The organism is Plantibacter flavus (genome assembly GCF_051487245.1).
Classification (GTDB): Bacteria; Actinomycetota; Actinomycetes; order Actinomycetales; family Microbacteriaceae; genus Plantibacter; species Plantibacter flavus_B.
Genome location: NZ_JAHVDH010000001.1, coordinates 440,082 through 465,516, shown reverse-complemented (window position 1 = coordinate 465,516; position 25,435 = coordinate 440,082). Strand labels below are relative to the sequence as shown.

Here is a 25,435-nt window from a genome sequence, read left to right as displayed (position 1 = left end):
CTGGTCGATGTCGAGCACGGTGGGATCCGAAGAGCCGGGGCAGGTCCGCAGTCTCGTCCCGGCACGAATCGACCGACTGCCATGGACGAGGTTCCACTGGATGATCGTCGTCGGCCTCGGCTTCTCCTGGGTGCTGGACGGACTGGAGATCCAGATCGTCGCCTCGGCCGGTTTCCAGAAGTCGCTGGGGCTCTCGGCCACCGAGGTCGGACTCCTCGGGACGATCTACCTCCTGGGACAGGTCACGGGCGCGCTCATCTTCGGGCGCATGGCGGACCGCCTCGGGCGCAAGAAGCTGTTCATCCTCACACTCGCGATCTACCTCGTCGCGAGTGGCATCGCGGGCCTCTCGCCCACCTTCTGGTTCCTCGCGATCTTCCGCTTCTTCGCCGGTATGGGCATCGGCGGTGAGTACGCCGCGATCAACTCCGCGATCGACGAACTCATCCCGTCGAAGTACCGCGGACACGTCGACATCGCCATCAACGGCACCTATTGGGGCGGCGCAGCGCTCGGCTCCGCCGCCAACCTGTTCCTCCTGAACACGGACTACTTCGCGCAGGACGTCGGCTGGCGGATCGGGTTCTTCATCGGCCCCGTGCTCGGGCTGGCGATCATCTTCCTGCGGCGACACATCCCGGAGAGCCCGCGCTGGCTCATGACCCACGGCCGGGAACAGGAGGCCGAAGCGACGGTCGACGAGATCGAGGAGACCGTCCGCAAACAGGGCGGCACGATCGACCCCGTGGACGAGTCGAAGGCGATCACGGTGCAGGCCCGGGGCCATATTCCGATCCGCACCATCTTCGGGGTGCTGTTCTCGAAGTATCCCAAGCGCACGTTCGTCGGCCTCGCGATGATGATCACGCAATCGTTCCTGTACAACGCGATCTTCTTCACCTATGCGCTCGTGCTCCAGAACTTCTACGGCACCAGCCCGTCGTCGACGCAGTACTACTTCTTCCCCTTCGCGATCGGCAACCTCCTGGGACCACTCATCCTCGGACGCTTGTTCGACACGTGGGGCCGCCGTCAGATGATCTTCCTCACCTACGGCGTCTCCGGCGCGGTCCTGGCCGTCTCGGCGGTACTCTTCAACGCCGGCGCGCTCGACGCGACCACGCAGACCGTCTTCTGGTGCGTCTCCTTCTTCTTCGCCTCGGCCGGTGCGTCGAGCGCATACCTCACCGTGAGCGAGATCTTCCCGCTCGAACTGCGCAGCCAGGTGATCGGCTACTTCTTCGCGATCGGTCAGATCGCCGGGTCGATCGCCCCGCTGCTCTACGGCATCCTCATCGGCGACGGGACCGACCGCGGCCCCCTCACGGTCGGCTACTTCATCGGTGCCGGAGTGATGATCCTCGGTGGTCTGATCGCTCTCATCTTCGGGGTCGACGCAGCGCGGAAGTCGCTCGAGGACATCACCGAACCGCTGTCGGTCGTCCGCAAGGGATCCTCCCCCGCCGACTGACTCGGTCTCGGCTCACGGAGCCTGATACAGCTCCACGAGCAACGCGCGCAGCGCCTCCGTGGCCGGCGGTGGTTCCTCCCGCCACCACACCAGATGCACGGGGATGAGTGGTGCATCCACGACCCGGCGATACGCGATCCCAGGTCGGGGGTACTGCGCGACGGTGGCCTCCGAGGTCATGCCGAGTGCACGCCCCGAGGCGATGAGCGCCAGCCAGTCGTCGATGTTCTCGGTGCGCGACACCTGCGACGGACGCGCGTCCTCCGGCCAGAGGTCGAGCGCAGTCGTGCCGGTCCGGCGGTCGATGACGATCCGGCGATCGACGAGGTCGGTGAGGCGGAGCAATCGACGCCTCGCGAGGGGATCATCGGCCGCCATCGCGCAGAACCGGCGCTCGAGACCGACGATGGTGCTTGCGAACCGTCGTTCGTCTGGCGTGCTGCGCACGATCGACAGGTCGGCACGACCCTCCTCCAAGCCGGACGACGGAGAGTTCGTACGGATGACGTCGAGTTCGATGTCACCGTGCTCGGCAGCCCAACGCCGCTGCAGCGCGACGGTGTGCCGACCGACCGCCGACCAGGCGTAGCCGAGGCGAAGTCTCGCCGGGCCGTGCTGCGCCTCGCGCACCAGTTCGTCGACCTCGGCGAGGACCCGTCGAGCGCGTCCCAGCACGGGAGAGCCGGCTGCCGTGAGGCTCCACTCCCGGGTCGTCCGGCGCAGGAGTCGGACACCGAGCTGCCGCTCCAGCGCCGCGAGCGAGCGCGAGACCGCGGCCTGCGAGAGATCCAGCGCGAGCGCCGCATCGGTGAAGCTGCCCTCGTCGACGATCGCGACGAAGGTCCGCAGCTGACGGAGATCGACATTCATGATCACAGTGTATAAAAATGAACGACAATTGCATTTTACGCACAGGTGGATGGTCGTCAGACTGGCCTCATGACGCCATCGCCCGCGCACCCGACGACCCGCGGTCTGTGGATCGGTGTCACCACCATGCTCGGCACGGCGACCTCGAACCAGCTCGGAGCCGCCATCGGCTCACTGGCTTTCCCGGTCATCGGCCCGGCCGGCGTCGTCGCGATGCGGCAGTGGGTCGCGGCCCTCGTGCTGCTGCCGATCGTCCGGCCGCCCGTCCGGAGCTACACGTGGCGCCAATGGTGGCCGATGCTACTGCTCGCCGTGACGTTCGGCACGATGAACCTCAGCCTGTACACCGCCGTCGAACGGATCGGTCTCGGGCTGGCGGTCACCCTGGAGTTCCTCGGGCCGCTGACGCTCGCGCTCGTCGCGACGCGATCGAAGCTCGGCGCCGGATGCGCGGTCGTCGTCGCCGGCGGGGTCGTGCTCCTCGCAGACCCGCAGCCGAGCACCGACTGGTTCGGGATCACCTGCGGACTCGTCGCGGCCGCGAGTTGGGCCGGGTACATCCTGCTGAACCGCACGGTCGGCGCCCGGGTACCGGGGATGCAGGGAACCGCCGTCGCGCTCGCCTGCTCCGCGCTGATGTTCCTGCCCGTCGGGATCGTGGTGTTCATCGGCCGGCCGCCGACCATCGAGGTCGTCCTCCTCGGCCTCGGCGCCGGCGTCCTCGCATCAGCCATCCCCTACGTCGCCGACCTCATCACGCTGCGCCGCATCCCCACGCACCTGTTCGGCGTGCTGACGAGCGTGCACCCGCTCATGGCGGGGGTCGTCGGACTGGTCGTGCTCGGCCAGCAGCTCGCGTGGAACGAGTGGCTCGGCATGGGTGTCATCGTGTCCGCGAACGCCGTGGTCGTCGGCGTCGCAGGACGCACCGCGAGGATCTCTCGACGAGCGGCTCTCCTCGTCGGTACCTGATGCGCCGCAGGGACGATCAGCCCTCGTTCGAGACGTACACCCCGAGGGTCTCGGCGAGCCGTTCGCGCTCGACCGCACGACGACCGGCACCCTTCGCGCTCGCAGTGGTGAGGGTGGCGAGCACGTGCAGGGTGAGGGCGATGGCGATGGACGAGCTGGGGTGGCCGTCCTCGGCCCGATCGAGCACGATCGTCTCGTCGGCGTAGGAGGTCAGCGGCGAGTCGGGCGCATCGGTGATGAGGACGAGACTCCCGCCTGCCTGCGCGAAGGGGACGGCGGAGTCGATCGTGTACTTCCGGTACCGCTTCAGCGACACCGCGATCATGACGTCGCTCGTGCGCACATCACTCAGGACATCGAGCGGACGGACGATCGTACCGTCGATGAGGGTCACGTTCGCCAGTCCGTAGCTGAGGTCGGCGGCCAGCAGCGAAGCGTAGGTGAACGACTTCGACGCGCCGATCAGGAACCGTCGGCGTGCCGAGACGATGAGCGCCGCAGCACGTTCGAGCGCACCATCGGACTTCGCCCAGGCGAGCGTGGCATCGAACTGCTTGCGCTCCTGTTCGAGCAGCCGCTGCTTGAGCACGGAGGCCGAACGTCGTTCGAGGCGTTGCTCGGGACGTTCGCCAGGAACGGCAGAGTCGTCCTCGGTGAGGAAGAGGGTGTCGTCGATCACGCGCTGGCTCCTTCGAATGCGCTCGCCGCGGTCCACCCGGCGATGCTCCCTCGATCGTAGCGATCCAGAGCACCCTGCGGAGAGCCGGAAAGACAACGATTCAGCGCATTCTTCGGCGATTCATAGCCCTGGGGTTTCGTTCGGAATCCGTACCATCCCGCACGTGCCACGCCGTCCTGTCAGCGGCCGTCGTCCGGCTCGTCCGGCTGGGGCAGGGTGATGGAGGAGGTGAAGAGACTGGCCCGCTGCTCCGCTTCGGCGCTCCCGCTGAACAATCCGACCGGCTCGGTGACCGGGGTGCCACTCGGGGGCTTCGGTCGCGGTTCCTGCTCCACGAGTTGGACGCGCGACCTCGGGATCGCCGAGGGGTTCTGCGCGAGGATCCACTCCACCATCTGCTCTCGGACAAGGCATCGCAGATCGAACAGCGTCGGGGCGTCGATCGCCGTCACGAGGATCCGCACCCGCACGTATCCGCCGACCGCGTCGGTCACCTGCAGCACCTGCGCCCGGCCGTCCCACAGATCGGTCCCGGCGAGCACGCGCTCCAGTTCGGTCCGCATGACCGCCGGGCTGACCCACCAGTCGAGGTCGAACTCCACCGAGCCGAGGAGTTCGCTCGTGTTGCGGGTCCAGTTCTGGAACGGCGTCGAGGTGAAGTAGGTGGAGGGCAGCACCATCCGGCGGTCGTCCCAGATGCCGACGACGACGTAGGTGAGGGTGATCTCCTCGATCCGCCCCCACTCGCCCTCGACGATGACGACGTCGTCCACACGGATCGCGTCACTGAACGCGAGCTGGATCCCGGCGAACACGTTGCCGAGGACGGACTGCGCCGCGAGTCCAGCCACGATGCTGACGACGCCGGCAGACGCCAGGACGCTCGCACCGACGACCTGGACCGCCGGGAAGGTGAGCAGGATCGACGCGCCACCGACGATCACGACGACGGCGACGGCGAGTCTCCGGACGAGCGCCAGTTGCGTCTGCATCCGACGGGCGACCTTGTTGTTCGGTACGTCGATCCGGTACCTCGCCTGGCCGAGACCGAAGACGAAGGACAGCACCGCGGCGACCAGCCAGGTGGATGCGGCGATCACCGCGATCCGGAAGACCTGGTCGATCGGCGCACGGAGGTCTTCCACGGGAAGGGTCGCTGCGACCGCCGGCCACAGGATCGTGAGGAGCACCAGTGCCCGGAAGGGATGACGCGCGTTTCCGGCCAGTGCGCCAGGCCATTCCCGTCGTTTCGCGGCCATCCGGAATCCCACCGACACGACGACGATCACCACCGACGCGGTGACGAGCGCGATCCCCGCGGCCGCGGCGACCCCCCACCAGCTCTGCCAGACGAACATCTGTACCTCCTCGACGGTGCCCTGCGAATCGGAAGGTCCCAGCGTAGGGGCGCTCGGCGTCAGACCGGCCCGGCTTGCGTGGCCTGCCACGAAGCTCCCAGGCTGGAGTCCTCTCGCGTTCAGGACGTGAGCAGCTCGTGCGGGTACTGCGCATCCCGACCCTGGAATTCGAGGATGGCGGTGTTCCGCACCACCCCGTCCTGGATCTCCACGGCACGTGCGATCGTCTCCTCCGCCGCCCACGCTCGGGGGCCGGCGAGCACGGTCGGCAGGAACGGGAGCAGCGCCTCGCTGTTCTCCCAGCTGGAGGAGTTCCAGAGCAGGGACGGACTGTGGTCGACGCTGTAGAAGTTGATGTCGCCGTTGCCGATCGTGAACATCGGGTCAGCGAAGCTCGTCGACCGTGCCCACTCGAAGGCCATCCCCTCGTCGCACGACACGTCCACGATGAGGCTGCCCGGACGGAACGCGCCGAGGTCTGCCGTGCGCAGGTAGAGCAACGGTGCGTTCGGGTCCTGCAGCGTGCAGTTGACGACGATGTCGCTCTCGGCGAGGAAGGGGGCGAGGGGCACGCGCCCCTCGTCGGTGATGACCTCGCTCAGGTACGGACCGTCGTCGTGGTCGAACTGGATCATCTGAGCCGAATGGATGGGCGCAGCGACGGCTGCGACCCGACGGTTCGTGAGGACCCGGACGTCATGGATGCCGTGGGCGTTCAACGCGGTGACGGCTCCACGGGCGGTCGCCCCGAACCCGATGACGACAGCGGTCAGCCGGCGCCCGTACGCGCCCGTCGACCCGCACAGCTCGAGGGCGTGCAGGACGGAGCAGTACCCGGCCAGCTCGTTGTTCTTATGGAACACGTGCAGGCCGAAGCTGCCGTCGCCCGCCCAGTGGTTCATCGCCTCGAAGGCGATCAGCGTCAGCCGCTTGTCGATCGCGAGCTGCGTGAGTTCCTGGTCCTGCACGCAGTGCGGCCACCCCCAGAGCGTCTGGCCGTCGCGGAGTTCCCGGACGTCGGCGAGCTGCGGTTTCGGCAGGAGGACGACGTCGGCCTGGGCGATGACCTCGGCCCGCGTCCCGAAGCCGCGCACGTACGGCGCGATGACCTCGTCCGACACCCCGAAGCGGGCGCCGTACCCGGATTCCACGATGATGCGCGACCGCAGGGTCTCGTCGATGCGTTCGAAGTGCGCGGGATGGATCGGCACGCGACGCTCGTCGGGCTTCCGCGAGGATCCGATCACCCCGAGGACTGCGTCGTGCTGCTCGGTCGGTTCGGATGCTGGCATGACTGCTCGTCCCATTCACGGGGGCCGAAGCGGCTCCGTGCTCCCGACCGTACCGTACGCCGATCCCCTCCGCGGCCGGACAGCGAAGGGCCCTCCCGCTCCGACGATCGCGATCGCGGAGCGGAAGGGCCCGGTCTCTCCGGTGGTCAGTCCTCGGACGCAACGACCTCTCGGCGACGACGCAGGACGAGGTACGCACCCGACATCAGCAGCAGGGCTGCCGCCAGGACCGACCAGGTGACCGTCACACCCGTCACGGCGAACTGCCCGTCACCCGGTTCCTCGGCAGCGCGGACCGTGAGCGTCGCTTCGCCGGTGATCCCGGAGTCTGCACCGACCGCGCGCAGGGTGTGCGAGCCGGCTTCGACCGTGGCGGGGATCGTCAGCGTCGCGGTGAACGACCCGTTCGCGTCCGCTCGGACGCCACCGAGGGCGGTCGGCGTGGAGAACAGCGTGAACTCGACCCGCTCACCGGCAGCGAAGCCACTGCCCGACACCGTGAAGGGTTTCCCGGCGGTGACGGTCTGCGACTCGAGGACCAGCGTGCCGGTGGCCGTCGATTCGACGGTGATCACCACCGAGCGCACCTCCTCGACGTTGCCGGCCAGATCGATCGCACGATAGCTGACGACGGTCGCTCCCGGCTCCGAGAAGCTGAGCCCGTCCGCTGTCGCAGGACTCCACTCGCCGTCACCGAGGCGGAACTGCACCTCTGCGACACCCGAGGTGGCGTCCACAGCCGTCGCCGTGACGTGCACCGGTCGGTCTGCTCCGCCGATGCCGTCCTCAGGATCGAGCACGAGCGTCGACACCGGGGCGAGCGCATCGATCCTGACCGTCGTGCTGCCGCCCGAACCGTCGACCGGCTCACCGTCGACGACCGCACGGTACTCGACGAGGGTCGAGGCATCGGCGCTCAGGGCGAAGGGCTCGGAGTACGACGTCCACTCCCCCGCATCCAGCCGATACTCGATGTCCGCGCCACCCGCACCAGCGATCGAGAGCGACACCTCGACCGGTCCGTTCCGCCAGCCCGCCTGGTTCTCAGCCGGACCGTCGATCGCGACGTCGACCCGTGGGGCGGTGCCTCCGTCGGACGGCAGGATCGGTCCGACGTCCGCGGTGGCCGACGACGGCGTCCACAGCGGCTTCGATGCCGAGACCTCGACGGCGATCGTCGAACCCACGTCATCGCCCGTGAGCACGTAGCTCGACGAGGTCGCGCCATCGACGGCCACGCCGTCGCGCATCCAGACGAAGCCCGTGGCCTGCCACGGCTCAGAGGCCGTCGCCGTCAGGGTCTCGCCGGCCCTGGCGGTGCCGGTGATCCCTGCGGACAGCGGCTCGGCGTCGACGATCGTCTGCGGCTCGATGCTCTCGAGCGTCGGCGTCACGACGTTCATGAGCCCGGTCGCAGGGTTGAAGGTGATGCGGTCGATCGTCGTCTCGCGGTGCTGACCGTCACCGCCCGGAATCGCGAACCGGTGGTAGGCGATGTACCAGTCGTCCGTGCCCGGCACGTTCACGATCGAGCTGTGACCCGTCGCGAGGATGCCGAGTGAGGCGTCCTTCTCGAGGATGACGCCGCGATACGTCCACGGGCCGTCGATGCTCGTCGAGGTCGCGTAGCCGACGCGGTAGTTCGCCGAGCCGGTGTCGTCGATCGAGTACGTCAGGTGGTAGAGGCCGTCGCGGTAGTTCACGAAGGCCCCCTCGCGGAAGTCCGTCAATCCGCTGATGCGACGGAGGGTGTCCTGCTTGATCGAGCGCATGTCGTCCGAGAGTTCCGCGTACACCGGAGAGCCGTTGCCCCAGAACAGGTAGCTCTTGCCCGAGACCGGGTCGGTGAAGGCGGCGGGGTCGATGGCCTGGCCCGAGGTGACAGACTCGTTGTTGAGGATCATCGCCGTCGGGTCGGCCGTGAACGGGCCGGCAGGATCGTCCGCGACGGCGACGCCGATGGTCTTCCGATCGACCGAGGGGTTGTGTCCGCTGAAGTAGAAGTAGAACTTGCCGTCCTTCTCGGTGATGGTCGGTGCCCACGCGTTGCCCGTCGCCCAGGGCACGTTGCCGGCGGATCCGTCGAGCGTGAGGATCGGATCGGCCGATCGCTCCCAGTCGACGAGGTTCTTCGACGACCAGACGTAGAAGTCCTTGCCGCCCCAACCCGCGTAGCCGTCCGTCGTCGCGTAGACGTAGTAGGTGTCGCCGAAGGCCACGATGTTCGGGTCGGCGTAGAGGCCCGGAATGGTCGGGCTCCCCATGTCGACGGCACGCATCGTCCAGACCACCGGGTCACCGGACCCCGAGGACAGACTGACCTGGACCGGAGTACTCAGGTCGCGGGTGGTGCCGGAGGCCGGCGTCGCGACGGCGCTCGCAGCGGTGGAGAACACGGGCGTGAGCGCCGTCAGATCCGTCCCCGGCTCGACCGGGAACACGATCTCCCGCTTCGTCGAATCGATGATCGGTGCCGTGCGGAGCACATCAGCTTCGGCGAGGGTGACCTCGGCGAGCGCCTGGGTGTTGCCGGACGACTGCAGCACCTCGGCCGCTGAGAGCGCGCGGTTGTAGATCGCGAACTCCCGGAACTGGCCGCGGAAACGGTTGTCCGCGTCGTAGTTCGAGCGCCCCAGGTAGTTGGCCGTGGTCTCACCGCCGCCGATGTCACCGGGGTCGGTCGTGACGGTGCTCGTCGCGACCGCGACGCCGTCGAGGTAGATCGTCGCGGAGGTCCCCGAGAGCGTGTAGGTCAGGTGCGCCCACTTCCCTCTGGGCAGGTTCGATCCCTGCGAGACGGTCTGCTCGGTCGTCCAGTTGCCGGTCGCGAGACTCGTCCGGTAGGCGTTGCCCGAGGTGAACAGGTAGCCGTTGCCGACGCCCGACAATGTGTTGCCGAGTCCGTAGATGAAGTAGGCGCCCGACTGTCCGGGGTCGATCCACACGTCCGCTTCCACCGTCACGTCCTCGACGCCGGCGAGGAGGTTGTCGGGCAGGTCCACGTAGCCGGTCGTGCCGTTGAGCGCGAGCGAGCCGTCCTGCCAGGTCGCACCGCCCACGATCGCGCCGTCCTGTCCGTTGCCGGAGACGTCGGCCACGGTCGAGCCGGATCCACCGTCGAACGAGTAGCGCAGGATCTCACCGACCTCGTTCACCGGCGCGGGTTCCGGGCCGGTCGGCTCGTTGTCGACGAGCGCGGCGAGCTCGGCTGCGGTCACCGGGATGACGGTGCCGTGGCGGGGGCTCGCCGGGAGATCGTACTTCGCCGGGACCTTCCAGTCCGGGTCGGCGATGTCGTCCGTGGCGAGCGGGATGTAGCCGCGTCCGCCGTACTCGTCGACGAACAGGTAGTACTGCTGACCGTTGACGTCACCGGGGTTGGCGACGAAGGCCGTCGGGCCTTCGACGGCACTCGTACCGGCGTTGCGCCCGATGCAGCTGTCCACCATCGTCCAGGCGTCGAGCTGCGCGCGGAGCTCCGTTGACGACTCCTGGATGATGTCGCTGCATCCGGTGCCGCCAGCACCCTCGTCCTTCGTGAAGCGGTAGTACGTGCCGTCGTCCTCGAGCACGGTCGAGTCGATGCGCGAGACGCCCTGGTCCTGCCACACCTGCGGTTCGGTGAAGGTCACGAAGTCACGCGTGGTCACGTACATCATGCGGTGGTAGGAGTTGCCGACGTGGCCGGGGTCGTCGTCGGCGTAGAGCGACGACGCCCAGAACACGACGTACGAGCCGATGGACTCGTCGTAGTAGGCTTCGGGCGCCCAGGTGTTGCCGGCGTTGGCCGACGACACCTCGATGTGGCGTTGCTGCGACCAGTTCACGAGGTCGGTCGACTCCCAGACCTCGAGGAACCGGCTGCCCTGCCGGACAGAATCGCCCCACGAGGTGCCGCTGCCGATGGAGAGGTCGGTGGCGATGAGGAAGAACTTGTCCCCTTCGGGTGAGCGGATGAGGAAGGGGTCGCGGAGACCCTTCGTGCCCTCGGTGGAGCGCAGCACAGGCTTGCCGCCGTTGAGTTCGCGCCACGAGAGTGCGTCGTTGCCTTCGCTCGCGGCGAAGTAGATGTTCTCGCCCTCGAGCGAGTTCCCGGTGAAGTAGGCGAAGGCGTAGCCCTCGTAGTCCGGGAGGTCCACGGCCTTCCGGACCGTGGCGGTGAAGGTGCGCTCAGCGGTCGCGGCGTTCTTGGTGAGATGCGCGGTCAGCACGACCTCGGTGTCCCGGTCAGGCCGTGAGACGATCCCGTCCGTCTGGACGATGCCGGGGTCGGAAGACTCCCACTCGATGCCGATGCCGTCGGGCGCACCCGGCAGGGTGAGGTTGCCGCGGACGTCGTCGATCGTGTTGATCACGAGTTCGGCTGCGGCGGCGTCGACGTCGGACTGGTCGGACCGCAGCGGCTGCACCGTCGCGATGAACCGCTTGCTGGCGCTCTCGCTCCCGCGGGTGATCGTCGCGGTGAGGGTCACGGTGGCGGCACCGTCGGTAGGCGCCGGCCGCGTCACGACACCGGCGTCCGAGATGCGCGCCGGGGTGTCCGATGTCCAGGCGATGGTGCTGCCGTTCACCCCGCTGCTCGGCAGCGACAGGTCGGCGGTCACGGCCGAGAGGTCGCCGAGGCCGAGGGACGCCGCGTCGCGGGCCGCTCTCGTGGCATCCGTCGGTTGCAGAGCGGCAACGGCCGAGCCGTCGAGCGCCGAGTCGTAGATGCGGAAGTCACGGACGTTGCCCGAGAGCAGACGGTCGCTGGCGTAGTTGGACTTGCCGATGGCGTTGGCCGTGGTGACCCCGCCACCGATGGCGCTCGGCTTCACCGTCACGCCGGTCTTCCGGCTGACCTGCACGCCGTCCAGGTACAGGGTCGCCGTGTCACTCGCGTCGTCGAGGGTGTAGGTCAGCGTCTTCCAGACACCGCGCGCCAGGTTCGACGCGGAATCCGCCGTCTGCTCTCCGCTCCAGTTGCCCGGAGTGATCGAGGCCCGGTACGAGTTGCCCGTCGCGAAGAGGTAGCCGGTTCCGGCGTTACTGGTCGCGGGGTTCCCGAGGCCGAAGATGAAGTAGGGGGTCGCCTGGCTCGGTCGGATGAGGACGTCCGTGCTCACGGTGATCGAGTCGAGTCCGGCGAGGATGTCGTTCGGCAGGGCGACGTAATCGTCGACGCCGTCCAGGGAGACACCCTCGGTGCCGCCGTAGCCGGGACCGCCGACGAAGGTGCCGTCGTGTCCGTTGCCCGAGGAGTCCGTCGCGGTCGTGCCGGCCGTCTCGTCGAGCGCGTAGTGGAGCACGAGTCCGCTGTCGTCTGCGGAGGCTGGTATCGCACTCAGCAATGGGATCGTCAGTGACGCCGCGAGCGCGGCGACCACTGTTCTGGTCGAGATGGGTTTCATGCTGCACGTCCTCCTGGGTTCGGCTTCGTTGTCGACAGGGCGCGCCGGACGTCGCGGTGAGCGAGGTTCGACAGTGGTGCGGTCGTGAGGACCGCCGGTGGGGTGGGTGGATCCGTTGTCGGTTGCTGCGGCGGGGCTGATCAGGTCTTGCGCTTGCGCGAGACGACGAGGCGTTGGAGCAGGACGAACACCAGCAGGATGCCGCCGGTGATGATGGTGGTCGCCTCCGGCCGGATGCTGCCGTCACGGGTGATGAGCACGTTCATGAGGCCGAGCACGAGCGCCCCGACGACCGAGCCGAGCACGAAGCCGGCACCGCCCGTCAACAGCGTGCCGCCGATGATGACGGCTGCGATCGCGTCGAGCTCCCAGCCACTCCCCGTGATGTTCTGCGCGATGCCGAGCTTCGACGTGTAGACGACGGCGGCGAGTCCGGCGAGCGTGCCGCTGATGACGTAGACCGCGAGCTTGGTGCGCACGACCGGGAGCCCCATGAGGAGCGCCGACTGCTCGGAGCCGCCGATCGCGTACACGGTCCGTCCGAGGCGTGTCCGGTGCAGCACGAAGAACGCACCGATCACGACGATGGCGGCGATGAGCACGTTCGGCGTGATCACGAGGTCGTTGATCTTCGGCCCGTCGATGACCTTCCACTCGGTCGACAGCGCGCGGATGGGCGAATCGTCGCCGAGGCGTTGCGGTGTCGTGCTGAGGATGGCCGCGAGGCCGCGGGCGAGGAACATCATCGCGAGCGTCGCGATGAAGGGTTGCACGTTGAAGTACTGGATGAGCACCCCGGAGGCGGCTCCGAACACCGAGCCGATGACCACCATCAGCACCATGACGGCGAGCGGGTTCCAGCCGGCGTTCGCGAGCATCACCCCCACCAGGGAGCTGATCGCGATCACTGCGCCGACGGAGAGGTCGATGCCCCCGGTGAGGATGACGAAGGTGAGCCCCACAGCGAGGATGATCAGGTAGGCGTTGTTGATGAAGAGGTTCGAGACGGTGCTGAACTGCGTGATCCGGCCGTAGGCCACCTCGCCGTAGATGATCATGCCGACGAAGATCACCATGGCGGCGAGCGTCGGCAGGGTCTCCAGTCTCGGTCGGAGGCGTGAGACGAGCGTTCGGCGCGTCGGCTGGTCGATGAGCGTGGAGGTCATACCGACACCGCTCCCTTCGTCGTCCTGGTGGGACTGCTGCGTCGTTGGTTGAAGAGGGCACGCACCCGCTGCGACTGCAGCAGGCAGACGATGACGATCACGACGGCTTTGAACGCCGGTGTCGCCGAGGACGGGATCGAGAGGTACACGATGGTCTTGTCGAGCGTCGCGATGAGCAGGGCACCGATGACGCTGCCGGTGAGCGAGAACTTGCCACCCGCGAGCGAGGTGCCGCCGATGACGACCGCGAGGATCGCGTCCATCTCGGCCGAGACGCCGGTCTTGGCCACCTCCACCGTCATCACGCTCGCCGTGGCGAAGATGCCCGCGACGCCGGCGAGGATCGCGCTGACGATGTAGACGGAGATGAGGATGCCGATCGGGCGGATGCCCGCCATCCGAGCGGCCTTCGGGTTGATGCCGATCGCTTCGATCATGAGCCCGAGCGCCGTCCGTCTGACGAGGATCGCGATGACCGCGACGATGATCGCCGCGATGACGAACACGACGGGGAAGCCGAGGATCGTGCCGTTCGCGATCCACCGGAACCCGTCGTTGCTCGCCGAGGTGTTCTGACCCGAGGTGATGACCTTCGCGAGCCCCCGGCCCGCCAGCATCATCACGAGCGTGGTGATGAACGGTTGCAGGCCGACGATGGAGACCAGGATGCCGTTCACGGTGCCCAGGAGGGCGCTGATCCCGAGCGCGAGTGCCACGGCGAGCAGGGCGCTGCCGACGTCGCCGGAACCCGCACCGCGCAGGAACTCCATCGACACCGCACCCGCGACCGCCATGACCGATCCGACCGACAGGTCGATGCCGCGGGTCGCGATGACGAGGGTCATGCCGACGGCGATCATCATGATCGGCGCGCTCGCGCGGAGGATGTCGATGACGTTGCCTGAGAGGTCGCCCGTGGTCTGGTTGATCGACACGCCCAGGTAGGCCGGGTTCTTGACCAGGTTGACGACGAGGAGCAGGACGAGGGCCACGATCGCCCAGATGTACGGCTGGTGCACGAGCGCGTTGACGGCCCTCGCGACCGTGGGGCGACGACCGGTCACGTCGTTCATGCGTTGGTCCCTTCTGCGGCGATGACGTCCACGACGGTCTCCGCGGTGATGTCCGGCCCGTTCACGATCTCGCCGATCTTGCGGTGGTCCTTCAGCACGACGATGCGTTCGCTGAGACGAACGACCTCCTCGAGCTCTGAGGAGATGAAGACGACGGCCATGCCGTCCTCGGCCAGCTTCGCGATCGTCTCCTGGATCTCCGCCTTCGCGCCGATGTCGATGCCGCGTGTGGGTTCGTCGAGGATCAGGAGCTCCGGGTCCGTGGCGAGCCAGCGACCGAGGAGCACCTTCTGCTGGTTGCCGCCCGAGAGGTTCTTGATGGGGCGTTCGGGATCCGCCGGTCGCACGTTGAGCTCCACGAGGTACTTGTCGCAGAGCGCCGTCTGCTCGCGTCGGGAGAGCGGTTTCGCCCAGCCGCGACGCGCCTGCACGGCGAGGATGAGGTTCTCGCGAACGGTCAGATCCCCGATGATGCCCTCGTCGCGACGGTTCTCGGTGGAGAACGCGATCTTCTTCGCGAGCCCTGCGACGGGCGTGTGCACATCCGCCGGACGGCCCTCGATCGACACCGAGCCGAAGTCCGGACGGTCGGCGCCGTACATGAGGCGCCCCAACTCGGTGCGACCGGAGCCGAGCAGACCGGCGAGGCCGACGACTTCGCCCGGGTGCACCTCGATGTCGACCGGGTCGATGGAACCCTTGCGACCGAGCCCGGTGGCGGCGTAGAACGGAGCGCTCGCCGAGTGCTCGGCGCGACCGCGGTTCGACCCCAGCGAGGCCAGCGTGTCGAAGTCCTTGCCGATCATCTTCGAGATGAGCTGGGCCCTGGAGAGGTCGGGGGTGAGGTACTCGCCGACGAACTCACCGTTGCGGAGCACCGTGAGGCGATCGCTGATCGCGTAGACCTGGTCGAGGAAGTGGGAGACGAAGAGGATCGCGACGCCCTCGTCGCGCAGCTTGCGGATGACGGTGAAGAGTCCCTCGACCTCGTTCGCGTCGAGGCTCGAGGTGGGTTCGTCGAGGATGAGCACCTTCGATTCCGACACCATCGCGCGGCTGATCGCGACGAGCTGCTGGAGCGCGAGCGAGATGCTGGAGAGCGGTTGGGCGGGGTCGAGCGCGCCGAGTCCGAGTTTCACGAGTGCATCGTGCGCTGCCGCGTTGGTCTTCCGCCAGTTGATGCCGAGGGGCCCGCGGATCTCGTGCCCGAGCATGACGTTCTCACCGACGGTGAGGTTGTCGCACAGGTTGACCTCTTGGTACACCGTCGAGATGCCGGCGTCCTGCGCTTCGGCGGTGCCGGAGAACCTGACGGATCGACCGGCCACGCTGATCGTGCCGGCGTCGATCGTGTACACGCCCGTGAGGGCCTTGATCAGCGTCGACTTGCCTGCGCCGTTCTCGCCCATGAGGGTGTGGACCTCGCCGGGGAACAGCCGGAAGTCGACGTCTTGGAGTGCTTTGACTCCGGGGAACTCGATCCCGATGCCGGTCATCTCGATGATCGGCGCTGTCGCTGCCATGGGTGCCTCGTTGTTCTGCCGGCGTGCCGGCGTCGCCCTGTCGTGCGGCTCTGCCGCACGGTCCACGGGTCCGTCCCCGCGCGATGACGCGGGGACGGACTCGTGTGGTGGATGGAAGCTAGAACTTGCGCTCGGGAAGGGCTTCCTGAGCCGCCTCCGGCGAGTCGAAGGTCGTGGAGTCGACGACGATGCTCGACTCGACCTTCTCACCGGCGAGTGCCTTGTTCACGACGTCGACCGCATCCTCGCCGAACAGCGGGTTGTACTCGGCGACGAAGCTCAGTCGGCCTGCGGCGAGCGCCTCGAGGGCGGACTTGGTGCCGTCGATCGTGATGATCTTGACGTCGGTACCGGGCTTCAGGCCGGCTTCCTCGACTGCCAGGGCCGCGCCGAGCCCCATTTCGTCGTTCTGTGCGAAGACGAGCTGGACGTCGTTGTTGTTGGCCTTCAGGATCGTCTCGAAGACGCTCTTGGCCTCCTCGGTCGACCAGTTCGCGGACTGGCTCTCGACCTTGGTGAAGTTGTCCGCGATGGACGCGTCCCAACCCTTGTTGCGGTCGTTGACGACGGACAGGCCGGGAGGGCCTTCGAGCACGACGTACTTGGCACCCTCGGGGAACTGTGCGTTCGCCCACTCGGCGGCCGAGGTGCTGATGCCCACGTTGTCCGGAGCGATCCGGCTCGTGTACAGGCTCTCGTCGTTCGGCTCGATGCCGCGGTCGAGGAGCACGACGGGGATCTCCGCCTCCTGGGCCCGCTTCAGCACGTCCTCCCAGCCGGTCGCCTCGGTCGCCGACAGGAGGATCGCGTCGACGCCCTCGTCGATGAAGGAGGTGAACGCCGTGATCTGCGAGTTCTGGTCGCCGTTGGTGGCCGGGGCGTACTTGAGGTCGAAGCCGTTCTCCTTCGAGAACGAGTCCTGGATGTTCTGCTCGTTGGCGGTGCGCCATCCGCCCTCGGGGCCGACGGCCACGAATCCGACGGTGACGAGTCCGTCTTCGCCGCCTGCCGCGTCGTCGGTCGCACCCGACGAGCATGCCGTGACGCTGAGCGCGAGGGCTCCGGCGAGCGCGAGGCCCGCGATCGACGTGAAGCGTGCTGAGTGTGCCATTGGTCTCCTCCTTGAGAACTGCGCACCGGGGTGCGGCAGGGTGATTGCGTCCGAGCGGACGAACTGCGGTGCGTGACGAGTGTTATCGCTCACAACACATCCGGCAGTGAACCCTCGATCTGCATTGAGAGGGGATTCCGGACGAATTGTTAGCCTTCACATTTCCGTCTGACGCGACGATAACGGCCGTCTTCGATCCTTGTCAAGCATCAGTGTTTCGCCGGGGCGCAGGCCGTCAGCTCCCCTGATCGACAGGGCTCCCGTCGCCCGCTCGCCTCCAGACGGTCCGAGGAGGCCGCTTGCAAACGGGAGTTGTGAACCCTAACATTCACCAGGAGAAGGAGGTTCGTCGATGGACGAGCGCTATGACAGCACTCTCAGCCGCGTCCTCACGCTGCCGCGCCGATGAACGCCGTGTCGCCGCGCGTGACGATGTCGGGCATCGGCGTCGAGTTCCCCGGGGTCGTCGCACTCGACGACGTGGACTTCCGTCTGTTCCCGGGCGAGGTCCACTCGCTCATGGGTGAGAACGGCGCGGGCAAGTCGACGCTCATCAAAGCGCTCACCGGCGTGCACGGCATCGACCGCGGCACGATCGAGATCGACGGGGTGCCTGCGCATTTCGCAGCTCCCGCCGACGCCCAGCGCGCGGGCATCAGCACGGTCTACCAGGAGGGCAACCTGCTCGCGAACCTGTCGGTGGCCGAGAACGTGATGCTCGGCCGTGAGCCGCGCGGGCGCCTGGGCGGCATCGACTGGCGTGCGACCAGGCGACTCGCCGCAGAGCACCTGGCGACCCTGGGGCTCGAGATCGACCCCGCCTCCACGCTCGGCGACCACTCCCCCGCGATCCAGCAGCTCGTCGCCATCTCCCGCGCGATCGCCGTGGACGCGCGCGTCCTCATCCTCGACGAGCCGACGTCGAGCCTCGACAACGACGAGGTGACGGAGCTCTTCCGTGCCATCACGCGGCTCAAGGAGGACGGCGTCGCCATCCTGTTCATCTCCCACTTCCTGCACCAGGTGTACGAGATCTCCGACCGGCTGACCGTGCTGCGCGATGGACGCCTGATGGGCGAGTACCTCACCGAGGATCTGCTCCGGATCGACCTCGTCCACAAGATGGTCGGCACGAAGCTGTCGATGCTCGAGGAACTGCATGCGCACACCGAGGAGAGCACGGCACGGGACGCCCAGACCGATGAGACGCCGCTCGTGCAGGCCGTCGGACTCGGTCGCAGCGGCGGCATCGAGGCGTTCGACCTCTCGATCTACGAGGGCGAGGTGGTCGGTGTCGCCGGGCTGCTCGGCTCTGGTCGCACGGAACTGGCGCGCCTCCTGGCCGGCGCGGATCGGCCCGACACCGGCGAGGTCCTCGTCGACGGTGTCCGTCGCCGGTTCGGCAGCCCGCACGGGGCGTTGCGGAACCGCGTGGTGCACGCGTCCGAGGATCGCCGGACGGAGGGCATCATCGGCGACCTCACGGTGCGCGAGAACATCGCGCTCGCGCTCCAGGCGGATCTCGGCTGGCTGCGACCCATCTCCCGTCGGCGGCAGGAGGAACTCGCCGTCAGCTACATCCAGGCGATGAGCATCCGGCCGGCCGACCCGGAGACGCTCGTCCGGAACCTCTCGGGTGGCAATCAGCAGAAGGTGCTCCTCGCCCGGTGGCTCGCGACAGCTCCCCGGCTGCTCATCCTCGATGAGCCGACGCGAGGGATCGACATCGGCGCGAAGGCCGAGATCCAGCGGCTGGTCTCCGACCTGGCCGATAACGGCCTGTCGGTCGTGATGATCTCCGCCGAGCTCGAGGAGGTCCTGCGCATCAGTCACCGGGTGGCCGTGCTGCGCGAACGGGTGAAGGTGGGCGACCTCGTGAATCACGACCTGACCGTCGACCACCTGCTCGCCGTCATCGCCGGGGTTGCGGACGAGGACGAGGACGCCGATGGGAGTGATGCTCCCTGACCGCGCCGAGCTCGCGTGTGCGTCGGGATCGTGTCGTCCCTCGACTACAGTTCGAATGGAGACACGATTCGGTACCGGGGGCCGCTCGATGCGCGCTGGTCGCGGTCGGCGCGGAGCACCACGAGTCGCCGGACGGGAGGGAATCGTGAGCGAGGAGACGCCGCGCCAGTCGACGATCTTCGACGTCGCCCGGCTCGCCGGGGTGTCGCATCAGACCGTGTCGCGCGTCCTCAACGACCTGCCGAACGTCCGCGCATCCACGAGGGTGCGGGTCGAGGAGGCGATCAAGAAGCTGCGGTACGTGCCGTCGCCCGCGGCGCGTGCTCTGGTGACGCGGCGTTCGCGCACCATCGGGCTCATCGCCACGGGCGGCCCCGAGTTCGGGCCGTCGACGACGCTGCTCCACTTCAACGCAGCCGCGCGGCAGGCATCGTGGTCGGTGTTCACCGCCAACATGATCGGGAGCGAACCGAACGCCATCCGGGCGGCGATCAGCGCGTTCCTGCGGCAGAACGTCGAGGGTATCGCGGTGATGACGTCGCATCAGAGCACGGTCGACATCGTGGCCGGCATGGAGCTCACGATCCCCCTGGTCGCACTCGAAGCGACTCCGCGGACCGGCATCACCACCATCGGCGCCGACCAGTACACGGGCGCGCGACGTGCGGTCGCGCATCTCGCAGACCTGGGCCATCGCGAGATCGCGCATCTGGCCGGTCCGCCCGACTCCGTCGACGCGCAGGAGCGCGCCCGGGGTTGGCGCGACGAGCTCTCAGCGCGCGGCCTCGCTGCGCGCATCGTCGGCGAAGGCGACTGGTCGCCGTCGTCCGGCTACCGCTTCGGCCGGGAGTGCGATCTCGACCGACTGACGGCGGTGTTCGTCTCGAACGACCAGATGTCCATGGGTCTCATCCACGCGATCACCGAGCGCGGCCGCAGCGTTCCCGCCGACGTCAGCATCGTCGGGTTCGACGACATCCCCGAAGCCGCCTACGTCGCTCCCCCGCTGACGACCATCCGTCAGGACTTCGAGCAGATCGGCCGCGACATGCTGGACGCCCTGCTCGCGCGCATCAACGGCGAACAGCGGACAGCCAGCCCGTCCGTGCCGGAACTCATCGAGCGCGCTTCCACGCGGCGCCTCGCCGCCGGCGACTGAGCCCGCCCGCCCGAGCAATTATCGCGCGGTGAAAACGCGACAGCCCGCACGGTGAGGTGCGGGCTGTCGTGGTGCAATGGTGGACCCAAGGGGATTCGAACCCCTGACCCCCTCGATGCGAACGAGGTGCGCTACCGGACTGCGCCATGGGCCCAAACTGCTCGATCAGGCTATCAGAACCTACCCTCCGATTCCGAATCGAGCGGAGTGCGCTGATCGGATCAGTCCTCGTACGGGTTCGGGCCGTCGTCGACCGGCATGCTGCCGTCCGTCGGATGGGCGGCGATGAGGGCCGCGAGGTCGAGGTCTCGGAACCAGCGGAGACGCTGGCTGCGGGCGCGACGGTAGCTCTCATCGACGACGGGCTCGTCGAGCACCCGCTCCAACTTCGCCTCGATCGCGCGCTCCAGGTCGCCCCAGGCGCGTTCCCTCGCGGATTCGGCGATCGCGGCGACGAACTCCTCGTCCGCGCTCACCCGACGCAGCTCGGCGGCGAGTCCCGAGTACACCTCACGGCGACGCGACAGGGCACTCAGGTCGCCGGCACGGTAGTCGTGCTGGTGGCGAGCGCTCCCCCGGCGCTGGAAGGCCGTCTGCCGGGCTTCGCGCGCCAGGTCGGCGTACTCCTCCTGCTCGTCGGCCATGCGCCCCAGCTCACGGCGGACGGCGGCCTGCGTCGCCTCGGCGTCGTACGGTGCGCCGTCGCGGAGCGCACGTTCGATGATCCAGTTGGTGATCTCGACGACCGTCCACGAGCGGGCGATGAGGAGGCCTTCGTCCACCGCGTGCGACACGGGCGGCGGAGCGACCTCCGGAGGGGCCACATATGGCTTCATCGGCTTCCGCCGGCTCTTGCGCCACACGCCCATCGATCACCTTTCACGTTCAGGGGCGTCGGTGTCACGATCGGATCGACGAACCCCCACGACGAGTGTATCCGTCGCCGGTTGCCGCATCATGAACGGCCGGAATCCCACAACCGCCAGTGGGTCAGCCCGCTGCGCGGCGACGCTGCAGCAGAGATGAGCCGCTCGCCGCGATCTCGCCCTCGTCGACGACGCCCATTGCGGCGAAACGACTCGGGGTCGGCTGTTGCACAGGACGCTCCGACTGCGGTGCGACGACATGTGCCGGTGCCACGATCGGCTCCGGCCGACGAGCGATGGTCGGCACGGCCGGCGCGAGGCGCTCGGCCCGGGAGGCCATCGCCTCGGCCATGGCGGCCTGACGGAGTCGATCGTAGGCGTCGGCCTTCGCGATCTCCGCGGCAGCCGAGGACCCCTCGGAGAGGTGGAGCGGCTTCGGGATGACGGTGGGCGTCCAGGTCTGCGCGTGCGACGCGGCCTTCACGGGTTCGCTGTACTCGAACAGCGCTGACTCGACGCGTCTGGTCGTCACCGCGACGGTCGGAACCGGTGCGACGGCACGGTGTGCGATGCGGGACATGCGAGACAGACCTGAGAGGGCCAGCAGGCCGACGATCGTGGAGACGACACCGAGGACGAGACCGCCGCCGGCGAGGAACGTCCCGACACCGGAGCAGACGCCGATGATGGAGGCCACCAGGATCGTGGTGGCGAGCAGACGCGACCGACGACGGCTGCGTGCCAGCCGTGCGGCTCGGGCGTTGCGCTGTGCGGAACGAGCGGCTGCGACGGCTGCTCGGCGCGCCTCCTCCGCGGCACGGGCGACGGCCTCGGCCTGGACGGCCCTCGCCTCCTCCTCGCGTCGGATGCGGTCGGCTTCGGCGAGCTCGACACGAGCAGCGGCGTCGGCCGTGGCCTTGGTGCGCGCTTCGAGCTGCTTCAGGAGCTTGCGCTGCGCGGCGACTTCCTTCGAGGTGGCTTCGAGCCGGACCGCCTCTGGTACCTCGGCCGTCTCGGCGAGGATCCGGAGCGTCTGCTGCAGCCGGATGGCGTTGCGCTCGCTCGCGGAGAACTGGCTGTCGCGCACCCAGGACGGCACGAGGTAGACCAGCCACAGCATCGCCGCGACCAGAATGATCACCCCACCGCTCAGGAATCCACCGTCCATGGTCATGACGGTAGCGGGTTGATCGACCAGGGCAGCTCTGTTCGCGGGTGTGTCCCCGGATGCGTCAGCGAATCCACTGGATCACCGGAAGGGGAACGGGATCGCGGCCGCGGCGCGGTCGGCGTCCGGGATGACGCACGCATCCTTCGGGACCTGTCCGTCGAGCCAGCGGTTGAGCACCCCGCCCGGCACCTCCTCGCGAACGAGCGCGAAGCAGAAGTGGTCGCGCCAGTCGCCGTCGATGTGGATGAACCGACGCCGGAGCCCCTCGTAGCGGAAGCCGAGTTTCTCCACGACGCGGAGGCTCGGAGCGTTCTCCGGTCGGATGCAGATCTCCAGGCGGTGCAGCTGCAGCGCGGTGAAGCAGTGGTCCGTCGCGAGCGCCGTCGCGATCGGCGTGGCGCCGAGGCCGGCGAAACGCTGCGACACCCAGTAGCCGATCGACGCCGAGGCGAGCGAGCCATAGGTGATGCCCGAGACGTTGAGCTGACCGGCGAACTCGCCGTCGACCTCGATCACGAAGGGGAGGCCACCGCCGGACCTGGCGTGGTTCTGCAGCGAGCGGATCGCGGCACGGCTGTCGGTGGGGATGGGGCCGTAGGGGCTCGTGGCCTCCCAGCGACGCAACCATCCACGGTTCTCCGCGAGCTCGCGTTCGAGTGCCTTCGCGTCCCGCGCCTTGATGGGACGGATGCTCACTCGACCACTGCTCAGCACGGGTACGACCTGCGCCACGTTGCCACCCCTCTCGCGCTCTGTGGTGAGCCTAGTGGAGCCCCCACCGACTCGCCGACAAGGCCGCGCCCCGCGTTCCACCGAGGTGGGCGCGGGGCGCGGTGTGCATGGTCCGGCGTGGATCAGGCCAGGTCGCCGGCGAAGTCCTTGAGCCACGGACGCAGCTCGGGACCGAGGTCTTCGCGGTCCACCGCGAGCTGCACGATCGCCTTGATGTAGTCGAGGCGGTCACCCGTGTCGTAGCGACGGCCGCGGAAGATGACGCCGTAGACGCCGCCCGTGCCTTCGACGTCTGCAGCCATCTCCTGGAGCGCGTCGGTCAGCTGGATCTCGCCGCCCTTGCCCGGCTCGGTGCGCTCGAGGATCTCGAACACCTCGGGCTTCAACACGTAGCGTCCGATGACCGCGAGGTTGGACGGCGCGTCCTCCTTCGCGGGCTTCTCGACGAGGCCCGTGACGCGCACGACGTCCGGGTCGTCGGTGGCCTCGACGGCTGCGGCACCGTACATGTGGATGGCGTCCGGGTCGACCTCCATGAGGGCGATGATGGTCGCGTTCCGGCTCTCCTGCTCGTCGAGCATGCGCTCGAGCAGCACGTCGCGGGCGTCGATCAGGTCGTCGCCGAGCAGCACGGCGAAGGGCTCGTCGCCGACGTGACGCTTGGCGCGCAACACGGCGTGACCGAGGCCCTTCGGGTCGCCCTGACGGAGGAAGTGGATGTCGGCGAGCTCACTCGACTCGTTGACCTTCTCGAGGCGCTGCGTGTCGCCCTTCTTGGCGAGGTTGAGCTCGAGCTCGGTGACGCGGTCGAAATGGTTCGCGAGCGCGTTCTTGTTGCGTCCGATGATCATGAGGACGTCTGCAAGACCTGCGCCGACGGCTTCTTCGACGACGTACTGGATCGCCGGCTTGTCGACGACGGGAAGCATCTCCTTCGGGAGGGCCTTCGTCGCCGGGAGGAACCGGGTGCCGAGACCGGCTGCAGGGATGACGGCTTTGGTAACTCGAGTGGTCATAGAGGGAAACCTACCGTGCTGATGTGTCAAACAGATGAAATCTCCCCCCGAACGGGGGTGAAGTGGTCGGTGACCCCTGGACTCGGCGCGATTTGTCCGCTAAGTGGTGGACAGCGGGCGGCCCGGAACACGGAGCCGCTTAGAATAGGTCCCATGACGAGCCCGGCCGAGCATGAGAAACGAGCGCTGCGCGCCGAGCTCCGCGAGCGACGCGAGCTGCTGACCTCCCTCGAGAAGGAACGGTCGGCCACCGGCCTGACCGACAACCTCCGCGCGCTGGTCTCCCGCTTCGAGGCGACGTCGATCGCCTGTTACCTGTCCTCTCCGAGCGAACCGGACACACGCCCGTTCCTGCAGTGGGCGCAGGAGTCCGGGATCCGGATCCTCTTCCCCGTCACCCGACCCGACGGACTGCTCGACTGGACCATCGGCGAAGCCGGCATCGAGACGTCCGGATTCGCCGGCACCCCGGAGCTCGAAGGTGTGCGGCTCGGCCCCATCGCGATCAACGACGTCGACCTCATCCTCGTCCCCGCCGCCGCCGTCGACGGCCAGGGCATGCGGATGGGCTGGGGACGCGGTTACTTCGACAAGACGCTCGGCTCGATGGAGCGCTGCCCACCCGTCTACGCCGTCGTGTTCGACACCGAGATCCTCGACGAGGTCCCTCGGGAGGTCCACGACGAACCCGTCGGCGGCGCCGTGACGCCGAGCCGCATCATCGATTTCGACCAGGTCAGACCGCGCCGCTGAGCGCGCTCCCCCACCACATCCCAGGAGACCCCGTGCCCACCTATGCCTACCGCTGCACCGAGTGCGGCAACGCCTTCGACGTCCAGCAGGCGTTCACCGACGACTCGCTCACCGAGTGCCCGGCGTGCTCCGGCAAGCTCCGCAAGCTCTTCAGCGCTGTCGGTGTCACGTTCAACGGCTCGGGCTTCTACCGCACCGATTCGCGCGCCGGAGCGAGCAAGGGTTCGAGCTCGATCCCCGCGTCGTCGAGCAGCTCCGACAGCTCCTCGTCGTCATCGTCGAGCACCTCCACCGCCTCGTCGAGCGGTTCGTCCGGGTCGAGCGCCGCTCCGGCGACGAGTGGTGGCTCCGCGTCCTGACCGGATAGCGTAGCGGGGTCCGTCCTTTCAATCCCCGATCAGGGAGACGCCCATGCTCAAAGGCTTCAAAGAGTTCATCCTCCGCGGAAACGTGATCGATCTCGCGGTCGCCGTCGTCATCGGCGCCGCGTTCACCGCGATCGTCAACTCGCTCGTCGAGAACATCTTCAACCCGCTGCTCGGCGCGCTGTTCAAGGCGGAGAGCCTGAACGATGCGTTCAAGGTGGAGATCCCGACCGTGAACGGCGAGCCCGCTGTCCTCGCGTTCGGTGCGTTCCTCGGCGCGGCGATCCAGTTCGTGCTCATCGCCGCGGTCGTGTACTTCGTCATCGTGCTGCCGATGAATCGCTTCAAGCGCGTCACGACCAAGCCGACCGTCGCCGACGAACCGGCCGCTCCGAGCGAGCTGTCGCTCCTCACGGAGATCCGCGACCTGCTGAAGACCGGCGAGAGCGCTCCGCTGCCGCCGGCACGCGACGACACGACCGACGGCCGTTAGCCGCTCC

The 25,435-nt window shown here is 68.0% G+C and carries 20 protein-coding genes and 1 tRNA gene; 7 read left to right on the top strand and 14 right to left on the bottom strand.

Annotated features, from left to right (window positions below; all coding sequences use genetic code 11):
* Positions 1-7 precede the first annotated feature (7 nt).
* The gene (locus tag KXS11_RS02135) at positions 8-1,471 is read left to right on the top strand and encodes an MFS transporter (protein WP_437383797.1); all 1,464 of its coding nucleotides are present in this window, start codon (positions 8-10) and stop codon (positions 1,469-1,471) included.
* A 12-nt stretch (positions 1,472-1,483) separates the two neighbouring features.
* On the opposite strand, the gene KXS11_RS02130 is transcribed toward KXS11_RS02135, so the two are convergent.
* The gene (locus tag KXS11_RS02130; RefSeq protein WP_437383796.1) at positions 1,484-2,341 is read right to left on the bottom strand and encodes a LysR family transcriptional regulator; all 858 of its coding nucleotides are present in this window, start codon (positions 2,339-2,341) and stop codon (positions 1,484-1,486) included.
* Between the two features lie 69 nt (positions 2,342-2,410).
* Here KXS11_RS02130 and KXS11_RS02125 point away from each other — a divergent pair, with 69 nt between their 5' ends.
* The gene (locus tag KXS11_RS02125; RefSeq protein WP_437383795.1) at positions 2,411-3,313 is read left to right on the top strand and encodes an EamA family transporter; all 903 of its coding nucleotides are present in this window, start codon (positions 2,411-2,413) and stop codon (positions 3,311-3,313) included.
* Positions 3,314-3,329: 16 nt separating this feature from the next.
* Here KXS11_RS02125 and KXS11_RS02120 read toward each other — a convergent pair whose 3' ends face one another.
* The 8 genes from KXS11_RS02120 to KXS11_RS02085 all read right to left on the bottom strand — a co-directional run bounded on the left by KXS11_RS02120 (position 3,330) and on the right by KXS11_RS02085 (position 16,905).
* On the bottom strand, positions 3,330-3,992 hold the full coding sequence (locus tag KXS11_RS02120) for a MurR/RpiR family transcriptional regulator (protein ID WP_437383794.1): 663 nt from the start codon (positions 3,990-3,992) through the stop codon (positions 3,330-3,332).
* Between the two features lie 179 nt (positions 3,993-4,171).
* On the bottom strand, positions 4,172-5,350 hold the full coding sequence (locus tag KXS11_RS02115; RefSeq protein ID WP_437383793.1) for a mechanosensitive ion channel family protein: 1,179 nt from the start codon (positions 5,348-5,350) through the stop codon (positions 4,172-4,174).
* A 119-nt stretch (positions 5,351-5,469) separates the two neighbouring features.
* On the bottom strand, positions 5,470-6,642 hold the full coding sequence (locus KXS11_RS02110) for a N(5)-(carboxyethyl)ornithine synthase (protein WP_437383792.1): 1,173 nt from the start codon (positions 6,640-6,642) through the stop codon (positions 5,470-5,472).
* Positions 6,643-6,788: 146 nt separating this feature from the next.
* On the bottom strand, positions 6,789-12,032 hold the full coding sequence (locus KXS11_RS02105) for a family 43 glycosylhydrolase (protein WP_437383791.1): 5,244 nt from the start codon (positions 12,030-12,032) through the stop codon (positions 6,789-6,791).
* A 140-nt stretch (positions 12,033-12,172) separates the two neighbouring features.
* Positions 12,173-13,198, bottom strand: a complete 1,026-nt coding sequence (locus KXS11_RS02100; protein WP_437383790.1) for an ABC transporter permease subunit — start codon at positions 13,196-13,198, stop codon at positions 12,173-12,175.
* On the bottom strand, positions 13,195-14,271 hold the full coding sequence (locus tag KXS11_RS02095) for an ABC transporter permease (protein WP_437383789.1): 1,077 nt from the start codon (positions 14,269-14,271) through the stop codon (positions 13,195-13,197). Before KXS11_RS02095 ends, KXS11_RS02100 begins: the two co-directional genes overlap by 4 nt.
* Positions 14,268-15,794 (bottom strand): sugar ABC transporter ATP-binding protein, encoded by a 1,527-nt coding sequence (locus KXS11_RS02090; protein WP_437383788.1) that lies wholly within the window; start codon positions 15,792-15,794, stop codon positions 14,268-14,270. Before KXS11_RS02090 ends, KXS11_RS02095 begins: the two co-directional genes overlap by 4 nt.
* Positions 15,795-15,912: 118 nt before the next feature.
* Positions 15,913-16,905 (bottom strand): ABC transporter substrate-binding protein, encoded by a 993-nt coding sequence (locus tag KXS11_RS02085; protein ID WP_437383787.1) that lies wholly within the window; start codon positions 16,903-16,905, stop codon positions 15,913-15,915.
* 405 nt (positions 16,906-17,310) lie between these two features.
* On the opposite strand from KXS11_RS02085, the gene KXS11_RS02080 reads away from it, so the two are divergent.
* Both KXS11_RS02080 and KXS11_RS02075 read left to right on the top strand, forming a co-directional pair.
* On the top strand, positions 17,311-18,873 hold the full coding sequence (locus KXS11_RS02080; RefSeq protein WP_437383786.1) for a sugar ABC transporter ATP-binding protein: 1,563 nt from the start codon (positions 17,311-17,313) through the stop codon (positions 18,871-18,873).
* 145 nt (positions 18,874-19,018) lie between these two features.
* Positions 19,019-20,032 carry a LacI family DNA-binding transcriptional regulator gene (locus KXS11_RS02075; RefSeq protein WP_437383785.1) on the top strand — a complete coding sequence of 338 codons (1,014 nt, stop codon included), beginning with the start codon at positions 19,019-19,021 and terminating at the stop codon, positions 20,030-20,032.
* A gap of 77 nt (positions 20,033-20,109) precedes the next feature.
* Here the strand turns inward: KXS11_RS02075 and KXS11_RS02070 are convergent.
* The 5 genes from KXS11_RS02070 to galU form a co-directional block, all read right to left on the bottom strand.
* A tRNA-Ala gene (locus KXS11_RS02070) sits at positions 20,110-20,186 on the bottom strand.
* A gap of 67 nt (positions 20,187-20,253) precedes the next feature.
* The gene (locus KXS11_RS02065; protein ID WP_437383784.1) at positions 20,254-20,868 is read right to left on the bottom strand and encodes a hypothetical protein; all 615 of its coding nucleotides are present in this window, start codon (positions 20,866-20,868) and stop codon (positions 20,254-20,256) included.
* 154 nt (positions 20,869-21,022) lie between these two features.
* Positions 21,023-22,066 (bottom strand): hypothetical protein, encoded by a 1,044-nt coding sequence (locus KXS11_RS02060; protein ID WP_437383783.1) that lies wholly within the window; start codon positions 22,064-22,066, stop codon positions 21,023-21,025.
* Between the two features lie 81 nt (positions 22,067-22,147).
* Positions 22,148-22,801 (bottom strand): GNAT family N-acetyltransferase, encoded by a 654-nt coding sequence (locus KXS11_RS02055; protein WP_437383782.1) that lies wholly within the window; start codon positions 22,799-22,801, stop codon positions 22,148-22,150.
* Between the two features lie 122 nt (positions 22,802-22,923).
* On the bottom strand, positions 22,924-23,817 hold the full coding sequence (gene galU / locus KXS11_RS02050) for a UTP--glucose-1-phosphate uridylyltransferase GalU (RefSeq protein ID WP_437383781.1): 894 nt from the start codon (positions 23,815-23,817) through the stop codon (positions 22,924-22,926).
* A gap of 153 nt (positions 23,818-23,970) precedes the next feature.
* On the opposite strand from galU, the gene KXS11_RS02045 reads away from it, so the two are divergent.
* Genes KXS11_RS02045 through mscL form a run of 3 tightly spaced genes read left to right on the top strand, consistent with a single transcriptional unit; the run spans position 23,971 to position 25,428 of the window.
* Entirely contained in the window at positions 23,971-24,570 is a 600-nt protein-coding gene (locus tag KXS11_RS02045) for a 5-formyltetrahydrofolate cyclo-ligase (RefSeq protein WP_437383780.1), read from the top strand.
* Between the two features lie 32 nt (positions 24,571-24,602).
* The gene (locus KXS11_RS02040; protein ID WP_437383779.1) at positions 24,603-24,929 is read left to right on the top strand and encodes an FmdB family zinc ribbon protein; all 327 of its coding nucleotides are present in this window, start codon (positions 24,603-24,605) and stop codon (positions 24,927-24,929) included.
* 52 nt (positions 24,930-24,981) lie between these two features.
* Entirely contained in the window at positions 24,982-25,428 is a 447-nt protein-coding gene (gene mscL / locus KXS11_RS02035; RefSeq protein WP_437383778.1) for a large conductance mechanosensitive channel protein MscL, read from the top strand.
* Positions 25,429-25,435: the final 7 nt, after the last annotated feature.